Annotated in this window: 17 protein-coding genes; 4 read left to right on the top strand and 13 right to left on the bottom strand. The window is 37.2% G+C overall.

The window, feature by feature from the left end; translation table 11 throughout:
* Positions 1–9: 9 nt before the first annotated feature.
* The 3 genes from F606_RS0104390 to F606_RS0104380 are packed head-to-tail and all read right to left on the bottom strand — an operon-like array spanning position 10 to position 3,410.
* The gene (locus F606_RS0104390; protein WP_019552661.1) at positions 10–369 is read right to left on the bottom strand and encodes a PRD domain-containing protein; all 360 of its coding nucleotides are present in this window, start codon (positions 367–369) and stop codon (positions 10–12) included.
* Complete coding sequence (locus tag F606_RS0104385) at positions 366–1,496, bottom strand: amidohydrolase/deacetylase family metallohydrolase (RefSeq protein WP_019552660.1); 1,131 nt, start codon at positions 1,494–1,496, stop codon at positions 366–368. The genes F606_RS0104390 and F606_RS0104385 overlap by 4 nt, the downstream gene beginning before the upstream one ends.
* A gap of 9 nt (positions 1,497–1,505) precedes the next feature.
* Positions 1,506–3,410, bottom strand: a complete 1,905-nt coding sequence (locus F606_RS0104380) for a BglG family transcription antiterminator (RefSeq protein ID WP_019552659.1) — start codon at positions 3,408–3,410, stop codon at positions 1,506–1,508.
* Between the two features lie 779 nt (positions 3,411–4,189).
* On the opposite strand from F606_RS0104380, the gene F606_RS0104375 reads away from it, so the two are divergent.
* The gene (locus tag F606_RS0104375; RefSeq protein ID WP_019552658.1) at positions 4,190–5,908 is read left to right on the top strand and encodes a methyl-accepting chemotaxis protein; all 1,719 of its coding nucleotides are present in this window, start codon (positions 4,190–4,192) and stop codon (positions 5,906–5,908) included.
* Between the two features lie 117 nt (positions 5,909–6,025).
* On the opposite strand, the gene F606_RS0104370 is transcribed toward F606_RS0104375, so the two are convergent.
* The 4 genes from F606_RS0104370 to F606_RS0104355 all read right to left on the bottom strand — a co-directional run bounded on the left by F606_RS0104370 (position 6,026) and on the right by F606_RS0104355 (position 10,829).
* Complete coding sequence (locus F606_RS0104370; RefSeq protein ID WP_019552657.1) at positions 6,026–6,667, bottom strand: Vat family streptogramin A O-acetyltransferase; 642 nt, start codon at positions 6,665–6,667, stop codon at positions 6,026–6,028.
* A gap of 347 nt (positions 6,668–7,014) precedes the next feature.
* A complete protein-coding gene (locus F606_RS0104365) occupies positions 7,015–8,043 on the bottom strand; it encodes an ABC transporter ATP-binding protein (protein ID WP_019552656.1) in 1,029 nt (342 codons plus the stop codon).
* A 54-nt stretch (positions 8,044–8,097) separates the two neighbouring features.
* Complete coding sequence (locus F606_RS0104360; protein ID WP_019552655.1) at positions 8,098–9,744, bottom strand: ABC transporter permease; 1,647 nt, start codon at positions 9,742–9,744, stop codon at positions 8,098–8,100.
* Positions 9,745–9,803: 59 nt separating this feature from the next.
* Positions 9,804–10,829: an ABC transporter substrate-binding protein gene (locus F606_RS0104355; RefSeq protein WP_019552654.1), complete on the bottom strand. Its 1,026-nt coding sequence runs from the start codon at positions 10,827–10,829 to the stop codon at positions 9,804–9,806.
* 299 nt (positions 10,830–11,128) lie between these two features.
* On the opposite strand from F606_RS0104355, the gene F606_RS0104350 reads away from it, so the two are divergent.
* Both F606_RS0104350 and katG read left to right on the top strand, forming a co-directional pair.
* A complete protein-coding gene (locus F606_RS0104350; protein ID WP_019552653.1) occupies positions 11,129–11,995 on the top strand; it encodes a Cof-type HAD-IIB family hydrolase in 867 nt (288 codons plus the stop codon).
* Positions 11,996–12,290: 295 nt separating this feature from the next.
* Positions 12,291–14,489, top strand: coding sequence for a catalase/peroxidase HPI (gene katG / locus F606_RS0104345; RefSeq protein WP_019552652.1), 2,199 nt, complete (start codon positions 12,291–12,293; stop codon positions 14,487–14,489).
* Positions 14,490–14,609: 120 nt separating this feature from the next.
* On the opposite strand, the gene F606_RS0104340 is transcribed toward katG, so the two are convergent.
* From F606_RS0104340 to F606_RS0104315, 6 genes are all read right to left on the bottom strand, one after another.
* A complete protein-coding gene (locus F606_RS0104340; RefSeq protein ID WP_019552651.1) occupies positions 14,610–15,371 on the bottom strand; it encodes a sugar phosphate isomerase/epimerase family protein in 762 nt (253 codons plus the stop codon).
* A 217-nt stretch (positions 15,372–15,588) separates the two neighbouring features.
* Positions 15,589–16,833: a dicarboxylate/amino acid:cation symporter gene (locus F606_RS0104335; RefSeq protein ID WP_019552650.1), complete on the bottom strand. Its 1,245-nt coding sequence runs from the start codon at positions 16,831–16,833 to the stop codon at positions 15,589–15,591.
* Between the two features lie 361 nt (positions 16,834–17,194).
* Entirely contained in the window at positions 17,195–19,246 is a 2,052-nt protein-coding gene (locus F606_RS22185; RefSeq protein WP_019552649.1) for a methyl-accepting chemotaxis protein, read from the bottom strand.
* A gap of 226 nt (positions 19,247–19,472) precedes the next feature.
* The gene (locus F606_RS0104325) at positions 19,473–20,228 is read right to left on the bottom strand and encodes a hypothetical protein (RefSeq protein WP_019552648.1); all 756 of its coding nucleotides are present in this window, start codon (positions 20,226–20,228) and stop codon (positions 19,473–19,475) included.
* Positions 20,229–20,440: 212 nt separating this feature from the next.
* Positions 20,441–21,253, bottom strand: coding sequence for a nitroreductase family protein (locus tag F606_RS0104320; protein WP_019552647.1), 813 nt, complete (start codon positions 21,251–21,253; stop codon positions 20,441–20,443).
* A complete protein-coding gene (locus F606_RS0104315; protein ID WP_019552646.1) occupies positions 21,240–21,908 on the bottom strand; it encodes a flavodoxin family protein in 669 nt (222 codons plus the stop codon). The genes F606_RS0104320 and F606_RS0104315 overlap by 14 nt, the downstream gene beginning before the upstream one ends.
* A gap of 115 nt (positions 21,909–22,023) precedes the next feature.
* Between F606_RS0104315 and F606_RS0104310 the strand changes: the two genes are divergently transcribed.
* Positions 22,024–22,356, top strand: a complete 333-nt coding sequence (locus F606_RS0104310) for a winged helix-turn-helix transcriptional regulator (protein WP_019552645.1) — start codon at positions 22,024–22,026, stop codon at positions 22,354–22,356.
* Position 22,357: the final 1 nt, after the last annotated feature.

The following is a 22,357-nucleotide window of genomic DNA, read 5'->3' as shown; positions in this document are numbered from 1 at the left end:
CTCCTTTATTTAAAAACCATTTGAGGCACACTGCAAATGAATTGCCAAAAGAATTATTTCTGAAGAACTCGACGTCGTATTTCCCAAGCTTTTCAATGAAGTAAGAATATTCCTACTTTTTTCTTTGTAAGAGGCTTCAATCTGATCTTCTGTCTCCTGATCAATTTTTGCTAACCCTTCCCCCCGCTGAGCTCGCTTTATCACTTCTGCCATATGATGTCCCACGGCCAAATACCGTTCATCCGGAATACACTTCCTCGTATCAATCAGTAAATCTTCAATATCGCCAAGTGTTTTTTTTAGTAAAACATTTCCTGCTTCGTCAAGTGATGCATCTCGTAAAATTTGCTGCAAGACTTTTGTTTTCATCTCCAGATTACCTTCCCTTCACGTACAACCCCTTTAACCTGCAATTGCTGAGTTCCAGTAATCTCGTTACCATCTGCATCTATATAGGTTTGCTCACCTTCAACTTTCTCAAAAAAAGTCATATCAGCCAATGCTCCTGCCTTAATCCGCCCAAGTTCGGGCATATTGAGCATAATTGCCGGTTTAAGCGTTACTGCAGTAATAACCTCGCGAAAAGACATGCCCAGTGCCATACATTTCTCCATTGTATGTTTTAAACTATATACCGGTCCGGAATAATTTTGACTATATAAATCCGTACTTATACTATCAATGCAAATGCCTTTTTCTCTGGCATTCTTAAAGCGGAAAAAAGAACAACTTTCCGTTCCATGCCCCAGGTCAAGATAAACGCCACGGTCTATTGCCGCTTTTAATTCGGGAAGAATGTCCCCTTCTGCATCAAGACAACCACCTGCTTTCCCGTGAAATATATGGGTAACAATATCTCCCTGCTCCAAAAGGTTGAGTATATCCCCGAGAACTGGCGGACAGTTCCCAACATGAACAAATAAAGGCACATGCAATTGAGACGCCAGTTTTTTTGCTATTTTCAACCCCCCGGTATTGGTTTCTTTTACTACAGAATGACTCATCCTTACTTTTATACCGCGAATTTCCGTTTTACTGCTAATAAGTTTTTTTGTAGCTTCCACATCAATCGATGCAAGATCTTCTAGTTCAGACCTGCCTTCATATAAGCCTGCTGCAGAAATATTCAGCCAAGAAAGAACTCTTGTTTTTGCTTTTTTTATAATGTTTTTTTCAAATTGTAAAAAGTTTTTACTTCCACTGCTGCCAGCATCAACCACCGTTGTTACACCCTGCTGAATACCAATACAATCGGCTTCAATGCCGATCACTGCTTCTTTATAAGCTACATGCGTGTGCAAATCAATCCAGCCTGGCGTTATATAAGCCCCCGCCAAATCAAGTAAATGATTATAACGTGGAAGTATTGCTTGCTCAGGGTAAACACCTGCAATTTTTCCATTTTGAACACCAATAGAATATCTTCCTTCAGCTCCGGTAAAAGGGTCCATAAGAAGACCATTTACGATAAGCAAATCTAGCGATTTCATATTCATTTAAAGCCATTACTCCTTTTTATGAAATTTTTGATTTAGTGTGAAATAATTCAAAATAGCAATTATCTCACTCGCTGGTACATCTTCGTAGTAGTTACTGACAGCCTCTCTTATTTTTTCTTTAACTTTTACGATATTGACCGTATCATTGCCTGCATCCACGATATTGGCATAAGGTGCTCCACAGGCAAAGCGATTTGCCATCAATAAACAATGAAACATCAACCCAGTTTCACTTTGTCTTGTTAAATACTTTCCAAAACTTTCCTTTAGTGCCATCGTCAAGTTAAACCCTTTGCTAATCACTTCCTGTGTAAACTTTTCAATCTTTGCCATATCACTAAAATCAGCACCATGCCAGTTGCTAGCAATTTTAGGCTCTGCTTTTTTTAAATTTCTCGTAACCGACGGTATTAATTTGAAATTGTCTAATACACTTTGTATCTTTTTTATATCATCCTTTTGCAAGAAAGCATTGACTACAATGCAAGGCGTTTCTGTCTGCATTGGCAATACGCTTATGATGAGATCAATTGGATTATGGGCAATAAATGTTTCCGCATGCAAAATAGAACAACAGCCAACGATCTGCAATACATCAAATTTGTTTTTAAGCTGGACCATTAAAAGTTTGGCCGAAGATATTCCCGTGCTGCAAACAACAATCGTTCGTATTCTTTCTTTACCAAACAATGTTTCATAACTCAATTGAAAATATAAGACTATATAAGAAATCTCTTCATCACGAAGATATATATTGTATCTGCCAAAAACATCATAGCAAATCTGCTTTACAACATTAAATAATTGACCGAAATGATGCAGTATATCATCCAGTAACGGATTAACATTAACCATATGATACTGCTTTTTTACAAAAGCTCTTTTTATATGCATAAGAAGATTTTCATACAATTCGCAATCTGCTGAAAAAGGTATTTTGGTACTATGACTTGTCTTTTGTATAATCTGTAAAGTTATTTTTTCAATATCAATTGTCGTTTTAATGGAATTATCTTTTGTAAAAGGCAACAACAACCAATTGAGTTCAGCTTCCTCTATATCTATATTAAAATGTCCAAACATTTTTTTTAACTCAATACGGAAAAAGTGATCTGTGTCATTTGATATTGCAGAAAATTTTACTAAATATCCAATGCCAGATTTATGCCGAATTTGATGTAATGCAACACAAATCCGAATGAACACTTCAATACTCCCTTTATCGTCGAGTACATCTGTCATCTTGTAAATATCCTCTAAAAGCTGTTTACATAATTTACATAAATTTTCCACATCCTGTTCTTCTATTAGATACTGGCACATGACTTTTTGAAAAAATTCTGGCAAAAAGCATTGCCGTAACCCCTGTAAAATTTCTTCAATCGATCTTACATCAAACATAGATAAAATAAAATACTCGATAGCCTGCCGTCTTTTAGTTTCTGTAGTATTTATCTTAAACCCCCAATGGGCTTTTCTGTCCAGATAAAGATCCCAGATCGCCAGCATATCTGAGATTGTATCGATATCTCTCGTTACTGTATTTTTACTCACGTTTAACTTTGATGAAAAATCCTGTATTGTAATAAATTCACTACTTGTCAAAAGCATCAGTATAATATATCGAGTACGTTCAGTAGAAAAAATTCTGGTCTTTTCTTTTTCTTTGCTAAACAATTGCTGCAACTCACAAATATCCTTTGCACTGCCAGAAAGTTTGAAACCACATTTTTGTATATATTGCACCAAAATATTTGATGCTTCATCTTCTAACCAACCACGCAAGTTATTAATATCATATTTAATACTGCGATCACTTACATGATATTTTTCCATTAGTGCCTTCTTGCTGATCGGATAGGATGCAGTCAATAAATCATTCATTATTTTACAGCAACGAACCGTAAGCATTTTCCATTCTCCTCTCTATGTAAATTATCACAATTATTGTAATTTTCTATACTTATTATAGTAGTAAAACAATAAATTTAAAACACGCATTGTTTGCCTCAAAAAACAGGCAAATAAAGTCTTTTCTGATAAAGATACAACAATTATAGCTACAAAAAAGACAAAGCCATCTGTAAATTCGCATAAACAGACTGCTTTGTCTTTAAAATTATTATAACTTATACCTATTAAATAAAAAACCATCAATCCTTGCATCGGCGCACAGGCAAAAAATGAAAACAATGCGTTTCAGTAATTCGCTTTTCAAAAAATATTATAGACAATATTTTTTTATCATAAGCTCAACCCCCAACTGTGTATTAGCAGCCGTTATTTCGTTCGCAACATTTTTAAATCTGTATACTTGATTTATCTTGTTATAAAGTCAGTAGGTTATATTCTCCGCCATTGCTAACACGCACCTTTACATTGCAAATTCTCCATTATTCTTGATAATAACGTGTGTTCATGAGAAAAAACAGTGGAATTTTTTTCCATCTCTTTTAAATCAAAATATTTGCCACTGAAACTACATTACCGCAAATATTATAGTTTTTTCATCATAAACAAGATAATGATTTTCAAAATCATTATTGTACACTGACTATGTTTGTATTATAATAAATAGCAGTAAGTAAAAACAGGACTTTGGGGTGCTATTTTTTTTAGTTTTCTTTGCTATCGCATTGAATTTATACTATTTTAATTCTACCCAAGTATCCTGTAAGGAGATATAAACTATGATGCATTTACGTAATATCAAAACCATGGGGAAAATTATATTGCTAATTTTGTTCATGTCTTTTTTCTTAGCTATTGTTGGCTATGTTGGACATTATGCAGCTGGAACTTTAGCAGAAAAAATGACCAATATGTATCAAAACCGACTGCAGCCAATTGAATGGCTCAATGCAAGCCGAACAGAAAGTCGTAGAAATGAAGCTCTAACGCTATCCATATTTTTAAGCAAAGACAAATCACAGCAGCAGACTCTTTTACAAACACTTGATACACATAAAAAACAATACATTTCCCTGCTGAATCAATATCAGCAAGGAAAGCTTGATTCAACCGAGCAGCAAACATTTGCTCAACTTTTAGATGAAACACAAATTTATCGCAACGAATGGCAAAAATCTTTAGATATGGCTATAGCTGGAAACAATGAAGCCGGCCATGCTTATTTTCTCAAAAATGCTTTCAATCATTTAGAAACAATCAATAAACTGCTTGATGACCTTGTCGAATATAATCAACAAAAAGCAGAAGAAGACGAGAAAGCAAGTGAAGAAATAGCCATATACAATGATCGAATCAGCATGACAATAACACTCTTAGCAGTCTTGCTTTCCGCCGGCTTTGGCTGGATAATCAGCCGATTTATTTCCACACCATTGGCAGGCTTATTAGAAGAAGTACATAGATTAGCACAGGGAGATCTTAAAAGCCGCAAGGTTCATGAAGTATATTATAAAGATGAGGTTGGTCAACTAACAAAAGAATTTGACCTTATGGCAAATCAGCTGCAATCATTGGTTAAAAATATTGCCGCAGCCTCGGCACAAGTCGCCTCTTCTTCAAAGGATTTAACACGAGGTGCTGAAGATGCCACCAACGTCACTGGACAAATTGCTACAGCCGTTGAGGAAGTAGCACAAAATGCAGAAAACCAATCCGCCGTTATTGATAAAACGTCACGGAACGTGGAACAGTTAGCAGTCTCTATAACGCAAATTGCCGCAAGCTCTGCCACGGTCACGGATTCTGTTGCCAAAACGGTCACTGCCGCTACCACCGGATCACAATCAGCCGAGTCGGTTCACCAACAAATGAATAGCATAGAATCGACCGTTGCATCATCAGCACAAGCAGTTGAAAAATTAGGTGCACGTTCAAGCGAAATTGGTCAAATCATCGATACAATCTCAGGCATAGCCGGACAAACAAATTTATTAGCACTCAATGCAGCAATTGAAGCTGCCCGAGCTGGAGAAAACGGAAAAGGATTCGCCGTGGTAGCAGAAGAAGTCCGTAAACTAGCAGAACAGTCCAAAGAAGCTGCTGATCAAATTGGTAATATGATTCGTGATATCCAAACGGAAACAGAAAAAGCCGTGTCAGCAATGAATCAAGGCAGCCAAGAAGTAAAACGTGGTGCACAAGTCGTTGAAGATGCCGGGCAGAATTTCAAAGACATTTCTCTACTGGTTAATAATGTTTCATTACAGAGCAATGAAATAACATCCGCCATTGAAGAAATGAGAACCGGTAGTCAACAAATTTCCTCAGCCGTTAAAGAAATAGAAACCGCTGGGAAACAAGCCGCTGGAAAAACACAGACTGTATCAGCTGCAACAGAAGAACATTCCGCTTCCATCGAAGAAATATTAGCAGCCAGTCAGGAATTGGCAGCTACGGCAAGAACCTTGCACGATGCGATTGCATTCTTTAAAGTATAAAATACATATAATCAGCCCAGTTAAAATAATTGACTGCCTTTATGTTCTATAAAAATTGATTCAATCATAATACAAAAAGCTCCTATCTCAAGTAATGTCTGAGATAGGAGCTTCTTTTTATGTAACTAAATTTTTAAGAGTAGCAATGTCATGTGCCGAAACTAATGCATCAAGGTTTTTAAATATCTTTTTCTCATCCCAGTTCCACCATTGAAGTTTCAGCAGTAGTTCGATGATCTCATCAGAAAAACGTTTTTTGATAGTTACAGCCGGATTGCCGCCAACAATTGAATAAGGTTCCACATCTTTTACAACGGTTGAATTTGCTGCGATAATTGTACCATCCCCCACTTTTACTCCCGGCATAATCGTCACATATTGACCAATCCATACATCATTGCCAATGACCGTATTACCACGAAAAGGCAGCTGTTCAAGTTGAGGTGTAACCTTTTCCCAGCCATCACTAAAAATATAAAATGGATATGTAGTAAAACCGTCCATTCTATGATTCGCACCATTCATGATAAATGTGATGCCTTCCGCAATCGCACAGAACTTTCCAATAATCAATTTATCGCCTAAAAATTCATAATGATGTTCTATATTATCGTAGAAATTCTCTGGTGACTTTTTATTATCGCTATAGTAAGTATAATCTCCAATCTCAACATTAACTCGTTTCGGCAAATTGCTAATATAACAAATTGTCTTGATATTTTCATTAGGATACAGCATGTTTTTATTCGGTCCAATCATTCTGTCCACCTCTTTGAGTAAAATCCACAGCAACGTTTCGTCAATTCAGATTCAATTCTTTTAAAAGCATTTGACTCATACAGTCCACTCTATTTTTTATTTGTCATAGCAAAGACCTCTAAATATTAGTTTTATTTTACCTAACATTGGAGGCTTACACAAGTATTACAGAATGAATTTTTAGTCCGGATGAATGCAGGGTTCTTTGATCTTTCCTGCTGATATGATCCAAAATTATATATAACCCTCTAATTTGCTGTGAAATAGATTCATCAAATTAGAGGGTTTTTCTTACGATTTTCAAATTTTGATTCTTCGCAGTGAATCTAAAATTGCCAAAGCTAACATTAAATAAATTTCTTTGTTAAATGTATTTTTTGTCCAGCGGAAAAAAGCGTTGTGACGGTTGCATAGAAATGATAAGTTTTTTTATCGACATCAACTGCAGTATAGAGAAACTCCCGCCCATTGTATTGTTTGCTGACAATTTCAACACAAATTCCAATATCATCTTGATTGACTTCAAGTTCTTCGGGGCGAAGCGGACAAATTCCTTGCTCTATGAAGCATGCTGCTGGCGGCACCGCCGGAAAAACAGTACCGTTTTTACAAATAAACTGCTCGCCCTCCCATTTTCCTGAAATCATATTATGTCTACCAACAAAAGCTGCTACAAAAAGAGTTTGTGGTTTTCCGTAGATTTCTTCTGGCGTACCAAATTGTTCAACATTCCCATCTTTCATGACGACAATGCGATTTGACATAGCCAGTGCTTCACTTTGGTCATGGGTAACATAAAGGATAGTTGCACCCGTGATTTTATGTATATTCTGTATTTCTTGTCGCATACTGAGTTTCAAGTCCGCATCTAATGCACTAAGTGGTTCATCCATAAGCAAAAGCTTCGGCTTATTTATCATAGCCCTGGCAAGAGCAACTCTTTGCTGCTGCCCACCGGATAATTCTCCAGGAAGGCTGCCAGATAATTTTTCTAGCCCAGTTACCGCAAGAATTTTTTCAATAATCCTATTTTCTACGTCTTTACTCTGCTGCACTTTTTGGCTTTGTAAGGGAAATGCCAAATGTTCTTTCACCGTCATATGCGGCCAAAGTGCAAACGATTGAAAAACCATCCCCAGATTGCGTTTTTCAACAGGAACAGAATATCTGTTGCTTGCATACAACCTGTCGTGAAACTTAATTTCACCGCTTGTCGGTGTTAAAAATCCAGCAATAATACGTAATAATGTCGTTTTGCCACAACCAGAAGGACCTAAAATAGAGATAAATTCTCCATCTCGAATTTCTAGATCAATATCTGAAAGAACCGTGGCCGCATCAAATTTTTTGGTAATATGTTCTATTCTTAAACTCATAATTATTAAATTCACCTCCTATTAAATTGATAATCATAAAGTTCCTTCTATTACTTAACAAGTTTTTTGACGATTTAAATGTTCACCTATACCATAAGCTAGCAAAACAATAAGGACAATCAGTACTGACAAAGCGGCGGATAAATTATAGTCGCCCCCTTGTTGAAGATTAAAAATAAAAAGTCCTACCGTTTTTGTTCCAGCAGAAGCGAGCATCGAGGAAAGGCTCAATTCGGTTAGTGCAGAAATAAAAATCAGAAAAGCCCCTGTTAAAATTGGTCGTAAAAGTAAAGGACTGACTATTGTTTTCCAAATTCGCAACTCATTGGCACCAAATATTTTCCCTGCTTCTTCGAGGGCAGGATGAATTGCTAGAATCGCTGTTGTACTGTTTTTTATTTGTAAAATTAAATATCTTGTACTATACGCCAAAATAAGAATTCCGATCGATCCATAAACATGTGGAATCTTGCCCCAGTGAAAAATCATGGCCAAAGCAATTACAATTCCCGGAATCGCATAAGTCAATGATGCTGCAGATTCTAAGACCATAGCCGCACGATTTTGGTAACGTACCTTAGCATAGGCACAGGCTGTCCCTATAATAATGCAAATAGCACAAGTAAGTATTGATAATATTGCACTGTTGTAGATTGCCTGATACACACCATGATTGTTTGCTAAAAAGGAAAAATTATACAAAGAAAGATTGTCTATCGCAAGCGGTATTCCATAGTTTTTTTGAAAAGCTGTCAATAACATATGAAGCAAGGGAACCATATCGATACTACCTAAAAAAATAATACATCCCCACTGCAGATTTCGCCTTCGTGACTCACTTAGAAAAATTCGTGCCGAAAAATCTTCCTGCATACTGTCTTGATTAGAACTTCCTCTAATCAAAAGATTTTGCAATGTAATACCACCGATTGCGATAATGGATAATATTACAGACAGTGCGGCAGCCATATTAAAAGAACTTGGTCCAAAGCTAATGACTTTTTCATAAATAGAAGTGCTAAGGACTGGTATATTAGCCGAAATTCCTAAAAAAGCTGGAATCGCAAAATTATCAATTGCTGCTAGAAATGCCAAAATGCCACCACTCATAAATGCTGGCATTGCAAGCGGAAGATTAATTTTCATAAGCGTCTGTGACGTAGTGTAACCAGACGTTCTAGCTGCCCACTCCAAATCTTTCGGAATTTTACGCAGGGTACTAAGCACAGACAAATAAACAATCGGCATATGACAAAGGCCCATGACGAAAACGATACCACCTACACTATACATATTAGGGACTGGCATATGTAAATTAGTAAAACTCAGCTGGAGTACACCTCCAGTATCTAGTAAGCCACTCCAAGAAAGGGCAATAATATACGACGGAATGATAAATGGAGCCAATACCATAAGTTCAATCAACCGTTTTTTTCGTATATTAGTATAGGCAATAAAAAAAGCAAATATTCCCCCTAAAAAAAGGGATAACACTGTAGAAAAAACAGCAATAAACATGGTATTATATATTGCCTCATGGGTCCGATTATCATGAAGTAACAAGGCATAATTTTCTATGCCAATACCATCCATCCCAATAAGACTCATGAAAAATAATTTGAGAAGCGGCATAAGAAACACAAAAAATATTGCAAAATAAAGGAATGATTTTGTAAGACGGTCTTTTACAATTTTACGCATAATAATCTCCTATAAAAAAGACTGTGGATAGGCCACAGTCTTAAAGTGATTCCTATATTTTAATTGAAAATTCTGCTGAATTTTTCCTTATCATCCTGCCGTGCTTTGACAAGGGTCGCTAAATCGTAGGTAATATTTTTAATTTCATCAACAGATTTGAATCCTTCCGGTGCCTTTACTCCAGATTTAATCGGGGTATAGCCAATTTCAGCAGTTACCTTTTGTCCTGCTTCCGATAAGATAAAATCAACAAAAGCTTTAGCAAGTTCTGCATGTGTTGTAGCTTTTAAAATTCCAACAGGTTCTGTAACAGTTAAAGATCCCTCACTTGGGTAAACAAATTCAACGGGTGCACCTTTTTGCTTACTTCTCAATGCCATATAGTCAACAATAATACCACTGCCGACACGACCATCAATCACCGCTTTTTGTACTGTGCCATTACCTTTATCAACTTTAGCTCCCTTGTCTTTTAAGGCTTGATAATATTCCCATCCGATACCATTTGTACGTGTAAGCACACTCAAATTATAAGCAGCTGCACCGGAATACAGCGGACTTGGCATAATAACATTATTTTTAAACTCTGCTTTTGTTAAATCTTTATATGAAGTTGGTGCTATTTTAATCATGTTTTTATTATAAATAATCCCTGTCGATATAATTTTGGTACCCGTATAAGTATAATCAGCATCATAGTATTCTTTACTAATGCCTTTAAGTTCAGGTGATTGGTAACGCATCAACAAATCTTTTCCTTTGAGTTCTTCAAAAGTCGCTGCATCCGCTACCAAAAGAACATCGGCCTGTACATTTCCAGTTTCTTTTTCCGCCAACACTTTACTGACAACTTCCTCAGTCCCACTCCGGAAAACAGTTACCTTAATATCTGGCTGCTTTTCATTAAACTTTTCAATCAGTTTTTGAATATCTTCTTCTGGTTGTGACGTATAAACTGTAATACTGCCACTTAGTTTACCGGGTGAAGTTTCACTTACGTTCTGACTGCCGCAGCCTGTTAAAAGTACAGCTGCCGTAAAGAAAGCAAGCAGACCTGTCAAAACTCGTTTTTTCAAAAATCCCATACCATTTTAGCTCCTTTTATGATTGCAATACTGCTTCTTTTAAAATATTTTGAACAGATGAATGCCACATTAGATTTGACGAAAAATAAATTTGTTTCAGAGCAGTTCCTCCTCATTTCCATACTTTATTTTCATTCTAACAAAAGGAATGCTACTGGTTGTTACGTCTGTGTTATGAAAATGTAAAGTAAGCATACGTGCATACCGGTGAGCTTTTTTAGGATTAAATTTACAATTGTTGCAATTTGGTATACGCTTATTATATTATTTACTATTATTTTGTCAGGAGGATTTGAATAATGATTAAATTTATTGCAGCCGATATGGATGGAACATTAATAAACAGCCGTCATGAAATTTCCGCGGAAAATTGCCATATGATAAAAAAAGCACAGCAACAAAATATACGCTTTGCCATTGCCACGGGACGTCTTTACGATGATGTGAAGCTGCTTCTTGATAAATATGGATTAGAATGTGAATGTATTACAATGAATGGTGCTGAATACTTCAATACTGCCGGAGATTGCATTGCTGGTATTTATATTGAAAAGGAAAAAGCTCGTAAAATATTTTCTATGATGCAGCAAACGAAAAAGTCCGCCATTGAAATTTATACAAATAAGGGTTGTTATACATCTGGTACAAAGTTCCAACTATTCTGTAGTATGATTAAACGGGCACGTATCTATCATGCAAATTTTACTATGCTGCAGATTTTTCTATACCTTCTCCACAACTCTCATTTTCGTCGTATGCAGTATATTAAAGATATAGATGCTTTTCTGGCTAGTGATATTAAAATCGCTAAATTTGTTAGTTTTGGTGATAACGCCTCGGAAATGTCGGCTTTTCGAAAACAAATGGAAACGATTAATGGTATAGCCGTATCGGCAAGTTTTGCAACAAATATTGAAATCAATGATGCAGCAGCAACCAAAGGAGCGATACTTAAACGTATTGCAAAAGATGCTGGGATTGAAAGAGATGAGGTTATGGTCATTGGTGATGGTTTAAATGATATTACAATGTTTGAAGAATTCCCCGACCACTCCGCCGGAATGGGAAATGCCGTTCCGGAAATTAAAGCAATTGCCTCTTTTGTGACAAATGATAATAATAATTCAGGTGTAAGTACCGCAATCAAAAAAGCGTTGACCATATAAACTACCCCCATGAAATTCTAAAATGTACCCTATAGAGTAGACAATGAAAAAAGAGTCAAACCTCTATAGGGTACTTCTCTGCATAATGGAGAAAATATAATAAAAAGACATACCAGTTAGCCTTCAACTGCCTTATAAACGTCCTGCCAAAGATAAGTTTATGAAAATATTTGCAAGAAAAATCCTTTTCTCTATGCAAAAAAGGGTTTTGTAGATATAGAAAGAATATTTAAACATATAATAATTATTCCATTTAAACAACTATTATACGTAGTTGATGAAAGGAGAATATTTTATGAGTGAATATGACAAATGTCCCGTAACAGGTATGTCTCAAAAAGCGATTGCCGGAGGAGGAACCTCAAATCGAGATTGGTGGCCGAATCAACTGAACTTGAAAATATTGCATCAACATTCATCTCTTTCCAACCCGATGGATCATTCTTTTACTTATGCGAAAGAATTTAAAAGTCTGGATTTAAAAGCCTTGAAAAAAGATCTTTATACACTAATGACAACTTCACAAGAATGGTGGCCTGCTGATTATGGTCATTACGGATCATTATTCATTCGGATGGCATGGCACAGTGCTGGTACCTATCGCATCAATGATGGGCGTGGCGGTGCAGGGTCTGGATCGCAAAGATTGGCTCCACTCAACAGTTGGCCTGACAATGTTAACCTAGACAAGGCTCGCAGACTACTATGGCCAGTGAAGCAAAAATACGGACTAAAAATTTCTTGGGCCGATCTAATGATTCTTGCTGGAACTTGTGCGTTGGAATCAATGGGAGTTAAGACATTTGGCTTTGCAGGTGGACGTGAGGATGTTTGGGAACCTGAAGAGGATATTTATTGGGGTTCTGAAGACAAATGGCTTGGTGACAAACGTTATTCTGGTGATCGAGATTTGGAAAACCCGCTCGCTGCTGTGCAGATGGGCTTAATTTATGTAAACCCCGAAGGTCCTAATGGCAATCCAGATCCAATCGCATCCGGCCAAGACGTTCGCGAAACTTTTGCCCGTATGGCTATGAATGACGAAGAGACCGTTGCGCTTGTCGCAGGTGGTCATACCTTTGGCAAATGTCACGGCGCAGGGCCGGCAACTTCTGTGGGTCCTGAACCCGAGTCTGCTGGTATTGAGGAACAGGGGCTTGGTTGGAAGAGCAGTTTCGGTAGTGGTAAAGGCGGCGATGCGATTGGCAGCGGTATTGAGGGCGCTTGGAAACCGAATCCGACTAAATGGGATATGGGTTATTTGAAAGTGTTATTCAAATACGAATGGGAATTAGTCAAAAGCCCAGCCGGAGCTAATCAGTGGCTGGCCAAGGACGTGGATGAAGAAGATATGGTGGTTGATGCGCATGATTCATCGAAAAAGCACCGCCCAATGATGACTACGGCAGATCTTTCTCTTCGCTTTGATCCCATCTATGAACCTATTGCGAGGAGGTACTTGCAAAATCCTGAAGATTTTCAGGATGCTTTTGCACGAGGCTGGTTTAAGCTAACACACCGCGATATGGGTCCACGATCCCGTTATCTTGGACCAGAGGTTCCTGAAGAGGAACTAATTTGGCAGGATCCTATTCCTAAAATCAATTGTGACTTAATTGACGAGCAAGATATATTATATATCAAGGGAATTATCTTATCCTCTGGATTAACTGTCTCTCAACTAGTCTCAACAGCATGGGCCTCTGCATCAACTTTTCGGGGATCAGATAAGCGTGGAGGAGCAAATGGGGCGCGTATCCGTTTGGCCCCACAAAAAGATTGGGAAGTGAACCAACCGGCTCAACTGAATGTAATTCTTGATACCCTTGGAAAAATCCAGGCAAACTTTAATGCCGCACAGAAGGGTACAAAAAAGGTTTCACTTGCCGACCTAATCATCTTAGGTGGAAACGCAGGAATTGAAAAAGCAGCAAAGGATGCAGGCTATAATAATATATCTGTTCCATTCATTCCAGGCCGTATGGATGCAATTCAGGAACAAACCGACATTCCGTCTTTCGCAGTGTTGGAACCGAAAGCGGATGGATTCCGCAACTATCTTAAAAGCAAATATTCCATACCAGCAGAAGCTCTGCTGGTGGATCGTGCACAGCTGATGACATTGACTGCTCCAGAAATGACGATTCTCATTGGTGGAATGCGCGTTTTGAATACCAACTTTGGTCAATTAAAACACGGCGTTTTCACAAATAGGCCTGAAACTCTTACCAATGACTTTTTTGTAAATCTGCTCGATATGGGTACGGTATGGAATCCGACAGCTGAAGATGAAAATGTATTTGAGGGTCGTGATCGGATTACGGGTGAACTTAAGTGGACAGGCACTCGTGTAGATCTTATCTTCGGTTCAAATTCACAACTTCGAGCTATTGCAGAAGTATACGCATCTGTTGATTCTCAGGAGAAGTTTTTACGGGATTTCATATCAGCTTGGGATAAAGTAATGAATGCAGATCGCTTTGATCTTGCCTAATTAATACAATCATAAACTATATACAGCCCTCTAATTTGGTGTGAAATAAAGACATCAAATTAGAGGGCTGTTCTTATGGTTTTTCAATTTTGAAAAAATCCCATGCTATTTTATCTCCTTTTATGATTGCAATACTGCTTCTTTTAAAATATTTTGTACATACTCAATATTTTTTTTTAGCACTTGATGGGTAGCCTCCACTTCTAACCCTTCGATCACAAATGGGACATTATATTCTTTCAAGTGAGGCAATATCTGCCGAAAATCAAAATCCCCATCCTCCAGAGGCGTATGGAGCTGCTTACCTTTTTTATTGCTAATATGAATTTTCGATACAGGAGCTATACTCGCCAAAATCGCAAAAAGCTCTTTCTTATCGATACAATGTGCCGTATCTATCGTGTAAAAAAAAGATTCATACAATGTACCTAAAATCGTTTTTAATGTTTCAGGAGTAGTAATAATTTCGTTTGGTAATTTTTCCATGATTTCTAAGGAAAGGTGCACCCCCTGTTTCACACTATAGTTGAGAAGTTTTTCCAATCCAGTTTGTGTTTTCTTTATATAAAAAGAGCCTTCAATTGGCAGCGTCCGGCGTGGTGGATGAATCGTCACTTCAGTGGCACCAATCAATTTTGCAAAATAAATTGATTTTTTTATCGAGCGTAGCGATGCATTTTGGATACTCTTATTTATAGAAGCAAAATTGAGATCCCAGCTTTTACTATGAACAACAACTTTCATGTCATATTTTTGTGCCAAAACTCGAATATCACGCGTATTGTAATGAAAAAGCTCCGCCTGCTCTGCCCAAAACTCAATACCACCAACTTCATAGGCTTGCGCCAGGGAAAATATTTCTTGAACAGATGCATTCCACATTAGAGTTGACGAAAAATAAATTTGTTTCAGAGCAGTTCCTCCTCATTTTCATATTTTATTTTCATTTTAACAAAAGGAACGCTACTGGTTGTTACGTCTGTGTTATGAAAATGTAAAGTAAACATACATACACACCCATCAGCTTTACATATTTCCCGACAAAAAAAAGCACCCCGAAGGATGCTTCAAATATAAAATTTATTAATTTTTAAATTTTTCAGTCTTCTTTGCGAAACTGATCAACAATTGTTGCACAGGCTGCATCGCCTGTGATATTTACTGCAGTACGCAGCATATCAAAGATACGGTCAACGCCAAACAGGATAGGTAAAGCATCCATTGGAATATTCGCTGCAGCAAGCACTGCAACAACAAGCAGTGTTGGTCCCGGAACACCCGCCTGTCCAACAGCACCAAGAGAGGCTGTAACAACGATCGCAATGTACTGCGACAATGAAAGGTCTATGCCATACATTTGGGCAAGAAAACAAGCCGCCATTGCATAGTAGGCCGCATTCCCATTCATGTTGATCGTAGCCCCGAGTGGCAGGGCAAATGATGTAGTTTCTCGAGAAACATGCAATTCATCGATCGTTGTCCGCATATTGAGCGGCAGTGTGGCCATTGATGAAGCGGTCGAAAATGCAAAAATCTGTACTTTCCACATACTCTTGAAAAAGTTTTTGTAGGTTGTGCATTTCGAAAAAGCCGCGACCGTACCGCCGACCATAACATAAGTGACAATAGCAAGTACGATGACATAAAGAACGATGAGATACACAATTTTAACGAGCACATCATAACCAAAGGTTCCAGTGGCATCTGCCATAAGACAAAATACGCCGATTGGCGCAATATACATGATAGCGAGCATAATTTTAATGAATATTTCCGTGAAATAATCAAAAATCTTCAGCATGAACTCTTTCTTTTCCTTTGACATCATTGCAAGTGCAAAGCCTACAAATAATGCAAATGTAATAATCTGCAAAATATTACCGTCAACCAGAGCCTTAAACGGATTTGCTGGAATGAAACCAATGATTGTATCCCAAAATCCTGGCATTGCAGCCTTCTCAGCAAGATTACCAACATCGACAGCTGCACTTGAAAGAGCATGCATGTTGATACCAACACCCGGTTTGAAGACTTCAGCAAAAACGATTCCCAGCACCACGGATACTACAGTCGTCAGCCCATAATAAATAAAAGTTACAAGACCAATTTTGCCGGCACTGCTCGATTTTCCCAGCGCTGCTGCGCCACTGACAAGTGAGAAAAAAACCATGGGGATAATGACCATTTTGATGAGCTGCATAAAAAGATCGCCTATAGGTGCAAACATATGTGCTGGTTTGCCCATGACAAGCCCAACAACTGCCCCTAGAACTGTGGCAACAATGATCCAGTTACCAAGCTTACTAAGCATATCGCCTGATTTTTTTTTCTTTTCTTCTAACATAGATTTTTTTCCTCCTGAATTAAATGAATTTTCAGCAAAAAAAAACCGGATGACACATATTTACAAATTTTTTCATTGAAAACATGAGCATCCGGTTTCATTGCCAGTTTTTATGGCTTTTACATGTTTTTTATCATACCATAATCTTTAATGATTGTCCACGCACCATCGACAGTAATTTGATAATGTAGTCCTACAATAGATATCATTCACCAAATCCAATTCAGCAAAATTTTTAAATATATTTTTCTCATTCCAGTTCCACTATTGAAGTTTCAATATTTCTCGATCTTTCCGCCAGAATGGGAAATGCAGTTCCAGAGATTAAAGAAATTATCGCTTGTGTGACAAATGACAATAATCATATTTTGAAAAACTTCACCGTTCCCTGCAATTCATCCGCTATTTTTGATAGAGTCTGACTTGATACGATAATCTCTTTCATCGAAAGTGTTTGTTCTCCCGTAGCTTCCGAAACATTCTTAGTTTGAAGAACCGATTCATTGCTAATATCTTTTATTTCATCAACAGTCACTATAATTTCTTGATTTGCCTGAGATATAATTTGAACCGTATCAGCAATCTGATGAATGGTTCCTGAAACATGATAGACCAAATCTGCTATTTCTGTAAAAGATTTTCCGGCAGTGTTCACTACCTCGGACCCATTTTTTACAACGCCAGTGCCTGCTTGCATAGCATCCACTGCTTTCCAAGTTTCTTGTTGAATTTCTTGTATGATTTGAGAAATTTCTTTTGTCGCATCTTGCGATTGTTCCGCTAATTTCCGAACTTCTTCGGCAACAACGGCAAAACCTCGACCATTCTCCCCGGCTCTAGCCGCTTCAATGGCAGCATTCAGAGCTAATAAATTCGTCTGATCGGCAATTGCTGAAATCGTATCAATAATTTGTCCAACTTTTTGTGAATGCTCACCTAAAGTTTTTACAATATTTGCTGAATCAAGAACAGTTCTCTCAATATGTGACATCTGTTCCACTACCAGTTCAATAGAAACAGTTCCTTTTTGAGCAGCATCCGCCGTCTGTTCCGAAGAAGTCTTGGCAACGACTGTATTATTCGTAATTTGTTCAATATTAGTCGACATCTTTTCGATGGCCTGTAAACTTTTATGAACTGCCCCCATCTGCTGTTTTCCGCCCCCATCAACCAAAGAAACAGATTGTACCATGATATCTGCTACATGTTCTAAATGTGTCGATATCGTCGTAAGCTCACCAGCCAAGGATGTTAATTGCTGTGTTGAATTCAAAATGCTCTGAATCATCGGTCGTATGCCTTCACGAACTTTATTTAATGAATCCGTAATTTCTGCAAACTCATCATTTGATACAATTTGAATCGAATTACGCCAATCTCCCTGCGAAAAATTGTGTGTCCCATCGAAAATTGACATAATGGACTGTTTTAAGGAATAATACAATGCCAATAACAAATAAAACGCAATAATAAAAACAAAAAGGATCCCCCATAAAATTGATTTTTCATGGGTTGTAATCGTATCGATACGCTTTAAAAGCAATGTATCAAGCTGATTTAAATATAAACGATACGCTGCTGCGCTTTGACCATTTACTTGTTTTAACTGACTTTGTATCAATTGTCGATTTGCATACGTACCTTTTGCTTCACTACTTTTCAATAATGTATGATTTACTTCTTCCAATAAACTCATTGTTGCACGCTTCGATGCAGCAAAAGCTTCTAACCCGCTTGTTAAGGATGTGTTTGCTTTGACAGCATTGTTAACACCTATTTCCGCACCTTCAATTGTCGATTGAATAGATCCGGCAAGCATTGGTATTTCTATTTGCTCATCCATTGTTTTATTTGTTTTTGATAAATCTTTTATCGCTGCCGTTGCTGCTTGATTGGTCTTTTTTAATAACTCTGGATATTTCACGATAGCTGTATCCATTATATAATAACTATCAATATCTGGATCAAGGACTAACCCCGATGAATCACCAACGATCGCAATCAAATCTGTAGTTTTATCCATAACTTGCTGCCGTGTTGTAACACTTTTGTGTTCGAGCATCGCTTTAAGTTCAAGCCAACGATCTGTTGTTTTTAATTGTTTGCCAAATTCTGCATCATTTTGATCGATGCGACTAATTAGTTCCACACTATTATTCAAATTGAAAGTGTCCGCTGTATCCTGACTTACCTCTATCAACAGTTCTGATAACGGCAAAACATATTTTAGTCCGTGCCGTTCATTGGCTGCAAAATCCGTTACTTTGCGAATTTCCCCATGAAATGCATATGATAACAAAAGAATAGGGATCAATAAAATTACAAGCAAAACTAGTATTTTATGCAAAAACTCTAAACGCTGCATTACTTTGATTCCTGGAGCTAAAAATAATGACCCTGATTTATTCGTCATTTCATACCCTCCCAAAATATTGTATTGCAAAGCTTTACCTATTCATTTAATATATATCATTTCAAACACAAAATCTTTACATACCACTTCGCCAACACTGACCTGAATCCCTCTCACAATAACAAAGTCTATATATAAAAGAATAGCCGTTGCTTTACATCCATAATATGAATATAAATCAACGGCTATTTTTTATTTCATAGAATCAGATCTGTTACTTTACGCACTACAGCAACATTTTTTTAGCGTTTTCATCTGAATTCCCATTATCAGACGCAGAAACTATTTCCGTATTACTACCCCCTATTTTAGGATCTTTTTTAGTATTATTAACTTTTGTTTTCGAGTTTTTTTCTACATCTTGAATAAGCGAATTTAACGTTTCCACAGAATCATTTTTACGATTTATTTCGCCTTGACGCTTATCAATTATATCAGCAGCTTCGAGCCGTAAATGTTCATTTGGATCATTAATAGCACGCTTAAGTTCATTTTTCTCCAATTTAGCTTCCGTTTTAAGTTTCACAGAGGTAGTGCTGGCTGCCTTGACTTGCTTAAAATCTGATCCCATTGATATTATATCATCTTGCGATGATTGTTCCGTCGGCTTCGAATCTTTCGCAGTCGACTGTTTATTGTTGTCGTCATTCGTTTTACTTGTTGTAGCAGCTGAGGCCTTCTCCAATTCAGCCTTTACTTCTTCCAATTGACTGTTCAGGTTTTCTAATAATTCTTTTTTGGTCTTACTGTCAATATCGTCATTATCTTGAATTTTCCCTATTTGGTCTTGTAAATTCAGCATACTTTTTTGCAGCTGACTTAATTCTTTATCGTTATAATCCGCTAAAGTACTCTTTCGAAAAACTGCCGCAACTCCAGAACCTTTCGTTGTTTTCCCGGTATTTATAAATTTAGTATCTTGATGTGCTGGGGTAAGAGTAGAAATTTTCCCACGAGTGTTAATTTTTCCAGAAACAACCATTGCATCCCGCTTCCTTTCGCATCCATGTCTACAATAAGTTTACTATAAACGTATTGTTTTGCAATGTAAGAATTTTCTTATAAATCAACATTTAAAGCCATCATTTAGTGTAAAAGTACTAAATTAAATAAATTCCTTTGATTAGCTCAACTATACTGCTTTTTTCGTCATCACTTATAAATCGCCGTTGCTCTTTGTAAACAATGAAGCTATTATAACCAAGTCACATCTAATGGATTACGATCAACCAGTCTTTTAAACTTATATTTAGGATAACCAAGCATAACTGCTCCGGTTATCACTTTACCATTGGGAATTTTGAATAATTCCAGCAATGGACCATACTTGGCAAATACACACATTTCAATAAGTCCTGCCCAGCAAGAACCCAATCCAAGTGACGTTGCAAAAAGTTCAAGGTAAGCAAGCGAAAAAATCGTGTTTTCTCTTCCATTTGATAAATCATTTGATGCCATGGCTAAAATCAAATGAGGTGCATCATGCAAAATATTATCCAACCCATTTTTTCGATAAGCACGAATGTGAATAGGAAAACTCCAATGCGATGGTGCATCCTTTAAAACTTCTGCTTCCATCCACTCTATTGTTGTCTCAGTAACCTTTTTAAGAATTTCCTTATCTTCGATAATAAGATAAGACACACCCTGCCGATTACTAGCAGTAGGTGCAAAGCGAGCAATTTCAACTAATTTTAATAATGTGTCTCTTGGAACAGCAGTATTTTTATAACAGCGTATTGATCGGCGAGACCTAAGAAATTGTTGCGCAGTTTTTTCATTTAAAACCGGAAATTCTTTTAAAGTAGGTTGATTCACGAAAGGGGCTTTTTGATTATCAATTGCCTCCCGTGGACATATGGCAACACAATGCCCGCACTCATTACAGTTCTGCGGCTGCCCTGCCACCGGACCATCTGCTCCCATAACTAAAACTCTGGTTGGGCATTCATCGATGCAAATTCCACATTTAATACATTTTTCTTGATTTATTTCAATTAATTCCATCTATATTCACTCCTGCCGCAAATTTAGCCCCCATTGCAAAGGCTTTTTCACAATCCTTAGGAAATTCTTCTTCGCGTCGTTTGGCTTTTTCCTCGACATTGAATTTCGGTGCAACATATTTGGAATAATCTTGAAACTGATAGGTATCGGTGACAATCAACGATTCTGATGCACCAAAAACATTCTTCAAAGCCCATTCCGTTATTTGTAGATTGGAATTATATCCACTATCTTTCATCTGCTGCTCATTTACATTCATCGTATAAACAAAACCAGTGGGTATCTTTTTATCAAAAAGCGAGGAATAGTTCTCATCATACACAAAATAAGGGAAAATTAAACGTTCGATAAAGGATCTCATTTCGCCAGTAGCTACGCCTAAATAAATAGGAGATCCTAAAATTAGCGCATCCGCTTGTTCAATTTTTTTTAAAATTGGTGTCAAATCATCGTTACAGGCACATTTTCCATAACTTTTCCCATCTTTTAGTTTGCAGGCAAAACAACTTATACAGCCTTTATATTTTAAATCATAAAGATGGATGAGCTCTGTCTCTGCTCCCTGTGAAGCCGCTCCTTCGAGTGCTTTATTCAATAAAGTAGCCGTATTCCATTTTTTCCTTGGACTGCCATTAATAGCTATTACTTTTTTCATAATGTAAAGTCACCTTTCTTTTATCAATTGCTTTCTTGCTTCTAATTGTATATGATATTATCAAAAAGAAAAGTATGCACTTTTATGATAGATACTATCGAAAAGGAGAGTAATAATGCAAAAATGGTCACCGAATGAATGTAAATGTTCTATTACATATACACTGTCCGTTGTCGGAGGTAAATGGAAATGGCTTATACTTTATAAATTATTTGAAAATGGAGTACAACGCTACGGCGAGTTGAAACGAACGATACCATTAATTACACATAAGATGTTAAGCCAGCAGCTTAAAGAACTAGAATCCGAAAATTTGATCTATCGAAACGAATATCATCAAGTTCCACCTAAAGTTGAATATTCCTTAACAGAAAAAGGGGCAACCCTCATTCCCATACTGCAGCTTATGTCAAGTTGGGGAGAAATAAATAAGCCCTATGAAGTGTAAA

The sequence above is a fragment of the Propionispira raffinosivorans DSM 20765 genome, assembly GCF_000381065.1.
GTDB classification, from domain to species: domain Bacteria; phylum Bacillota; class Negativicutes; order Selenomonadales; family Selenomonadaceae; genus Propionispira; species Propionispira raffinosivorans.
The sequence above is the reverse complement of the archived record's forward strand: the minus strand, read 5'-3'. Positions and strand labels throughout refer to the sequence as shown.

Excerpts from the sequence above, each read along its gene's own strand:
- F606_RS0104380 (WP_019552659.1), bottom strand. The coding sequence starts at position 3,410 with ATGCTTACGGTTCGTTGCTGTAAAATAATGAATGATTTATTGACTGCA.
- F606_RS0104325 (WP_019552648.1), bottom strand. The coding sequence starts at position 20,228 with ATGGTTGTTTCTGGAAAAATTAACACTCGTGGGAAAATTTCTACTCTT.
- F606_RS0104360 (WP_019552655.1), bottom strand. The coding sequence starts at position 9,744 with ATGCGTAAAATTGTAAAAGACCGTCTTACAAAATCATTCCTTTATTTT.
- F606_RS0104335 (WP_019552650.1), bottom strand. The coding sequence starts at position 16,833 with ATGTTAGAAGAAAAGAAAAAAAAATCAGGCGATATGCTTAGTAAGCTT.
- F606_RS0104340 (WP_019552651.1), bottom strand. The coding sequence starts at position 15,371 with ATGTGGAATGCATCTGTTCAAGAAATATTTTCCCTGGCGCAAGCCTAT.
- F606_RS0104355 (WP_019552654.1), bottom strand. The coding sequence starts at position 10,829 with ATGGGATTTTTGAAAAAACGAGTTTTGACAGGTCTGCTTGCTTTCTTT.
- F606_RS0104385 (WP_019552660.1), bottom strand. The coding sequence starts at position 1,496 with ATGAATATGAAATCGCTAGATTTGCTTATCGTAAATGGTCTTCTTATG.
- F606_RS0104315 (WP_019552646.1), bottom strand. The coding sequence starts at position 21,908 with ATGAAAAAAGTAATAGCTATTAATGGCAGTCCAAGGAAAAAATGGAAT.
- F606_RS0104370 (WP_019552657.1), bottom strand. The coding sequence starts at position 6,667 with ATGATTGGACCGAATAAAAACATGCTGTATCCTAATGAAAATATCAAG.
- F606_RS0104365 (WP_019552656.1), bottom strand. The coding sequence starts at position 8,043 with ATGAGTTTAAGAATAGAACATATTACCAAAAAATTTGATGCGGCCACG.
- F606_RS0104310 (WP_019552645.1), top strand. The coding sequence starts at position 22,024 with ATGCAAAAATGGTCACCGAATGAATGTAAATGTTCTATTACATATACA.
- katG (WP_019552652.1), top strand. The coding sequence starts at position 12,291 with ATGAGTGAATATGACAAATGTCCCGTAACAGGTATGTCTCAAAAAGCG.
- F606_RS0104350 (WP_019552653.1), top strand. The coding sequence starts at position 11,129 with ATGATTAAATTTATTGCAGCCGATATGGATGGAACATTAATAAACAGC.
- F606_RS0104320 (WP_019552647.1), bottom strand. The coding sequence starts at position 21,253 with ATGGAATTAATTGAAATAAATCAAGAAAAATGTATTAAATGTGGAATT.
- F606_RS22185 (WP_019552649.1), bottom strand. The coding sequence starts at position 19,246 with ATGACGAATAAATCAGGGTCATTATTTTTAGCTCCAGGAATCAAAGTA.
- F606_RS0104375 (WP_019552658.1), top strand. The coding sequence starts at position 4,190 with ATGATGCATTTACGTAATATCAAAACCATGGGGAAAATTATATTGCTA.
- F606_RS0104390 (WP_019552661.1), bottom strand. The coding sequence starts at position 369 with ATGAAAACAAAAGTCTTGCAGCAAATTTTACGAGATGCATCACTTGAC.